This window comes from Flavobacterium sp., assembly GCF_043780635.1.
GTDB lineage: Bacteria > Bacteroidota > Bacteroidia > Flavobacteriales > Flavobacteriaceae > Flavobacterium.
The window spans coordinates 1-5,394 of record NZ_JAYWCK010000182.1; the positions used below are offsets into that span (position 1 = coordinate 1).

At 33.3% G+C, this 5,394-nt stretch carries 8 protein-coding genes; all 8 read left to right on the forward strand.

Annotated features, from left to right (window positions below; genetic code table 11):
* Positions 1-441: aldo/keto reductase (locus tag ACH2BV_RS15955; protein WP_395051770.1), on the forward strand; the 441-nt coding region annotated here is incomplete at its 5' end.
* Positions 442-491: 50 nt separating this feature from the next.
* A complete protein-coding gene (locus tag ACH2BV_RS15960) occupies positions 492-1,253 on the forward strand; it encodes an SDR family NAD(P)-dependent oxidoreductase (RefSeq protein WP_395051771.1) in 762 nt (253 codons plus the stop codon).
* 58 nt (positions 1,254-1,311) lie between these two features.
* Positions 1,312-2,451: an ATP-binding protein gene (locus tag ACH2BV_RS15965; RefSeq protein WP_395051772.1), complete on the forward strand. Its 1,140-nt coding sequence runs from the start codon at positions 1,312-1,314 to the stop codon at positions 2,449-2,451.
* 130 nt (positions 2,452-2,581) lie between these two features.
* Positions 2,582-3,469 carry a DNA cytosine methyltransferase gene (locus ACH2BV_RS15970; protein ID WP_395051773.1) on the forward strand — a complete coding sequence of 296 codons (888 nt, stop codon included), beginning with the start codon at positions 2,582-2,584 and terminating at the stop codon, positions 3,467-3,469.
* 1 nt (position 3,470) lies between these two features.
* Positions 3,471-3,686 (forward strand): hypothetical protein, encoded by a 216-nt coding sequence (locus ACH2BV_RS15975; protein WP_395051774.1) that lies wholly within the window; start codon positions 3,471-3,473, stop codon positions 3,684-3,686.
* Positions 3,673-4,440 carry an HNH endonuclease gene (locus ACH2BV_RS15980; protein WP_395051775.1) on the forward strand — a complete coding sequence of 256 codons (768 nt, stop codon included), beginning with the start codon at positions 3,673-3,675 and terminating at the stop codon, positions 4,438-4,440. The genes ACH2BV_RS15975 and ACH2BV_RS15980 overlap by 14 nt, the downstream gene beginning before the upstream one ends.
* 15 nt (positions 4,441-4,455) lie before the next feature.
* Entirely contained in the window at positions 4,456-4,800 is a 345-nt protein-coding gene (locus ACH2BV_RS15985) for an HpaII family restriction endonuclease (RefSeq protein WP_395051776.1), read from the forward strand.
* A 46-nt stretch (positions 4,801-4,846) separates the two neighbouring features.
* Positions 4,847-5,394, forward strand: a 548-nt coding sequence (locus ACH2BV_RS15990) for a metallophosphoesterase (RefSeq protein ID WP_395051777.1), incomplete at its 3' end; no start/stop codon positions are given.

Below are 5,394 nucleotides of genomic sequence, written 5' to 3' on the forward strand. Positions count from 1 at the left end.
GGGAAAATTCTGGATTTTGGCGTTTCGAATTTTACTCCGAGTCAAACTGATTTAATTCAGACAAAATTGAAAGTAAATTACAACCAAATTGAGTTTTCTGCCACCCATTATGAACCAATGCTCGACGGAAGTTTGGACCACATGCAAACGCATAATATTAAGCCAATGTGCTGGTCTCCATTGGGAAGTGTTTTTAAAAAAATAGATGAAAAATCTGTTCGAGTTAAAAAACTGGCAACGAAACTTTCAACAAAATACAATGTCGAAATTGACATACTGCTTCTCGCCTGGATATTAAAACATCCGGCTGGAATTATACCCGTTTGTGGTACGGCTGACAAAAACAGAATTGCTAATTTGATGAAAGCGACAGAAGTTAATCTGGAATTAGAAGATTGGTTTGCTTTTTGGACGGAAAGTGCCGGAAATCCAATTCCTTAAGTGGAAAATTCTTTGACAAAAATGAAAATGATTTTAAAAAACTACAAAATATGAGTAAAATAGCCCTAGTGACGGGAGCGACGAGTGGAATTGGAAGAGCAACAGCAAGAATATTAGCCAAAAACAATTATAAAATTATTCTCTGTGGAAGACGGGAAGATCGATTGATGGCGCTCGAAAAAGAACTTTCTGAATTTACTGAAATCCACACTTTATCATTTGATGTTCGGGATAAAAAAGCCGTTTTTGTAAGCATAAATTCATTGCCTTCTGCCTTTTCTAAAATTGATGTTTTAATTAATAATGCTGGAAATGCACACGGTTTAGATTCCATACAAAATGGTGATTTAGACGATTGGGATGCAATGATTGACATCAATGTAAAAGGGCTTTTATATGTTTCGAAAGCGATAATTCCTAAAATGATCGAACAAAAATCAGGTCATATTATTAACATTGGTTCCATCGCTGGAAAAGAAGTTTATCCAAATGGAAATGTATATTGCGCTTCAAAATATGCCGTTGACGCCTTGAACAAAAGTATGCGAATGGATTTGAATCCTTATGGAATTAGGGTTGGAGCTATTCATCCCGGAATGGTGGAAACCGAGTTTAGTGAAGTGCGTTTCAAAGGCGACAAGGACAAAGCTGCTAACACATATAAAGACCTTAAACCCTTGCAACCAGAGGATATTGCCGATATTATTCATTTTGTGGTTTCCAGACCTTATCATGTGAATATCGCCGATTTGATTGTTTTTCCAACAGCTCAAGCTTCTGCTACAATTGTAAATCGATCTTTAACTATTTAATTATTCTACTTTTTCAGTTTAAAATCCCAAATCAAAAATTCATAAATCATAAATTAAAGTGATTAACAAACGTCTTTTAATTAAAAACCTCCTAGCTCACAATGATGAGAGCAGTTTTTATGACAAAAAACGACAGTTGAATTTGCATACTCGTGAGGGAAAAGCGAAGTTTTTGAAACATATTTGTGCCTTATCTAATTCGAATCCAGCGAATAATTCCTATATCGTTGTTGGTGTTGAAGACCATGATAACGAAATTGTAGGCGATGATTTTTTTGATGACAGCCACATTCAGAATCTAGTAAATGCTTATCTCGAAAATCCACCGAAAATTCAATACGAAAACGTGCCTTTTCCTAATTTGTCCAAAGACAAAGTCATAGGATTGGTGTCTATAAAGGCCAAAAGCAAGACCTCACATTTCAAAAAAGGAATCCACACGATTCCTGCCAACAGCGTTTTTATACGTCGAGGCAGCAATACCGTTCCTGTAGAAGGGGAAATCGAGAAAAATTATCAAAATACGGAAACCGTCATTGGCATTGAAAATAATTCCAGAAACAGTATTGGATACACGCTCGATGGTGTGATTGATTTTATGAATTTTCGGCACAAAGATATGATGCCAAAATACAAGGTTTTTAAGGAATTATTTGTCATTTGCTGGGCTGGGGTTCCTAAAAAATCTCGAGATAAAACTTTCCTTTCTCGTGTAGACATTGAACTGATAAATGAACAAATCAAGCTGTTTTATTCGGCTCAGGATGTGGTGACTATTACTTTTGATGAAGATTCTTTTACTATTATTGAATATGTTCCTTTGGGTTTGAACGACAAAACGAGTTATTATCCATTGGAAAAACAAACCATCCATTTTCACGATAATGGGTATTATAAAATTGACCGGGAAATTCTTTTTCAACCGCCGGAATTCAACCGAAAAATGTTGTTTCATATTTACAACTCAAACATTTCTTTGTTGAACAAACTCCAAAAAGGACTTTCGTTAACGGAACGGGAACAAAAAGATTTAGAAAATTTGCCATCAACTTTTATGATTTGTTACCTCAACGGTTTTGAAGATGCCAAACAAAAATTGATTGACGCCAAACCGCTTTTGAAACCTTTCACTTATGTATATTTGTCGTTTAAAGAAGCGCTACGGATTTTGAGGAAAATGAAGTATGATGTGCAGTAAAGAGTTTTGATTTAAAACTGAGCTCAATTCTTTTGATGATTTATATATATATATTTGAAAGAGAATAAAGCGAAACCATTACTAATAAATTTAGTATTTTAGCAACTTAATATTGAATGAAAAATTTAAGATGAAACTAAAAGAGAAAATATCGCTTGAAAAAGTATTTGAAAAAGAATACAAAATCAAACTTGTTGAACCTGAAAACAATAAGGAAGCGATTATTACTCACTTTTTGCACAACAACAAAAATGGAGTTTCACAATTTTTCAAAAAAGATGCGGTAAAATACACCAAAGAAATTTTACAATATAAATATCCCGACGAAGAAATTACAAATATTGTAGCTGAAGAAGCTTTACAGTATGGAATTTTCAACACGTTTGATATTCCTTTTCCCCCTGTTGAAAATCCCAAATTTAAATTCATAGATTTATTTGCAGGGATTGGCGGTTTCAGACTTGCTTTGCAAAATCTTGGAGGAAAATGCGTTTTTACAAGCGAATGGGACAAAGAAGCTAAGCGAACATATAAAGCCAATTTTGGAGAAAGACCTTTTGGCGACATTACAAAAGAAGAAACAAAAGCCTTTATTCCAGACGGTTTTGACTTGTTATGTGCAGGTTTTCCGTGTCAAGCTTTTTCGATTGCTGGAAAACGTGGAGGATTTGAAGACACGAGAGGAACACTATTCTTTGACGTTGCAGAAATTATCAAACGCAAAAAACCAAAAGCAATTTTCCTAGAAAATGTAAAAGGTTTACGCAATCATAACGGAGGAAAAACATTAGCAACAATTCTAAATGTGTTGAGAAATGATTTGGGCTATTTTGTTCCCGAACCTAAAATTATTAATGCTAAAGATTTTGGCGTTCCACAAAATAGAGAACGTATTTATATTGTAGGTTTTAGAAATGATTTGGGCGTTCCCTTCGGTCGGGCTTTCCGCTCCAATCTTTTTGTTCGTTCCTCACAAAAAGGATTTCCACTACAATCCCTAACGCAAATTGCCGCATAAAATGGAAAATTATCAAAAAATATCAAGAGAGGATTATATGAAATTTTTTCGTGATACAGAAAAATTAAATGAATTAACACCTGATGATAGAGTTGAAATATTCAGGACAATTTTATTAGGAAGTTCAGATTTAACCAAGGATTTATTGAATGAAGTTTTAGGAGATTATTGTGTTGATAATCTTGAAATAATAGAATTAGAAAATGGTGAAAAATAATAATTGGACAAAAGAAGAAACGATTGTTGCTTTCAATGTGTATTGTAAAATACCATTTAAAAATAGTAGTAAAACAAATCCAACCATTATCAAATATGCTAATATTATTTGCAGAAGTCCTTCTGCTCTTAATATGAAAATTGGAAACTTCGGAAGACTTGATCCAGATTTAAAAAAACAAGGAATTGTTGGTTTGGGTAACGGAAGTAAGCTTGATGAAATAGTTTGGAATGAATTTAATGGAAATTGGGATAAATTAGCTTACGAGAGCGAATCGTTAATTGCTCAATTTCAAAATAAAAAAATTGAGGAAATAATTGATGTTGAAATTTTTGAATTTCCAATTGGTACTGAAAGAGACACAATTATAAAACAAAGAGTAAATCAAAGTTTCTTTCGTTCCACAATACTTTCATCGTACAATTTAAAGTGTTGTATAACTGGATTATCCATTTCTGATTTTTTGGTAGCAAGTCACATAAAACCTTGGAAAACGGATGAATTAAATCGCTTAAATCCTCACAATGGATTGTGCCTAAATTCAATTCACGACAAAGCATTCGATAAGGGTTTTATAACAGTTACACCAGATTACAAAATAAAAGTTTCAAAGTATTTTGATGATTTCAAAAAGGATGAAGCTGTTCCAGAATTCTTTTTAAAATACGAAAATCAGTCAATTATTTTACCCGACAGATTTCTACCATCAAAGGAATTTTTAGATTGGCATTATACAAATCTTTTCAAAAAGTAAAATTTATATAATGATTTGGTAAAAATAATCGAAGAAGAAAACCCGTTAAAATTTGACACTACAAACAAACACCTATTTTACAGTTACAAAATAAAACGATTTTTGGCTGATATTGCTTTAGGAATGATGCCATCAAAAGTTTGGACAGGCGAATATGATGCAACAGGAGGTTATTTAATTGTGAAATCAGACGGAGAGATTTTATGTTATCATATTTACAATAAAAACGAGTTTGAAAATTATTTATTAGCAAACACAAAACTTGACACAGCAAGCAGTTCACGACACGGATTTGGAGATATTTATGAAGAAAACGGAGAGCTTTATTTCAAACTGAACTTACAAATACGATTTAAATAAAGTGGATGGACAAAAGGGCGATTGCTTAGACCAATAAAAAAATAGAATGAGAACACTCGTTATAGGCGACATTCACGGTGGTTTGCGTGCCTTGCATCAAATTATGGAAAGAGCCAAAGTCACAACAAAAGACACCTTAATTTTTCTGGGAGATTATGTGGATGGCTGGAGCCAATCGCCACAAGTATTAGATTATTTGATGGAATTGAAAACCACTCACAATTGCATTTTCATCCTTGGCAATCACGACCAATTATTATTAAAATGGCTTGACGAAAGTATTGATAATCCCTTGTGGTACAAGCATGGAGGCGAATCTACAGTTTTGGCGTATGACAAAACCAGTGGTGAAACCATCAACAAACACATTAAATTCCTGAAATCTTTAAAGGATTATTATATAGACGAACAGAATCGTTTGTTTATTCACGCGGGTTTTACCAATATGAATGGCGTGATTTATGAATATTTTCCGGAACTGTTTTATTGGGACAGAACACTGTGGGAAACCGCATTAGCATTGGATAAAAAGATGAAAAAGAGTGACTTATTATATCCAAAACGATTGACTTTATACAAAGAAATCTACATTGG

Coding starts and splice junctions, on each gene's coding strand:
- ACH2BV_RS15970 (WP_395051773.1), top strand. CDS start 2,582: ATGAAACTAAAAGAGAAAATATCGCTTGAAAAAGTATTTGAAAAAGAA.
- ACH2BV_RS15960 (WP_395051771.1), top strand. CDS start 492: ATGAGTAAAATAGCCCTAGTGACGGGAGCGACGAGTGGAATTGGAAGA.
- ACH2BV_RS15980 (WP_395051775.1), top strand. CDS start 3,673: ATGGTGAAAAATAATAATTGGACAAAAGAAGAAACGATTGTTGCTTTC.
- ACH2BV_RS15975 (WP_395051774.1), top strand. CDS start 3,471: ATGGAAAATTATCAAAAAATATCAAGAGAGGATTATATGAAATTTTTT.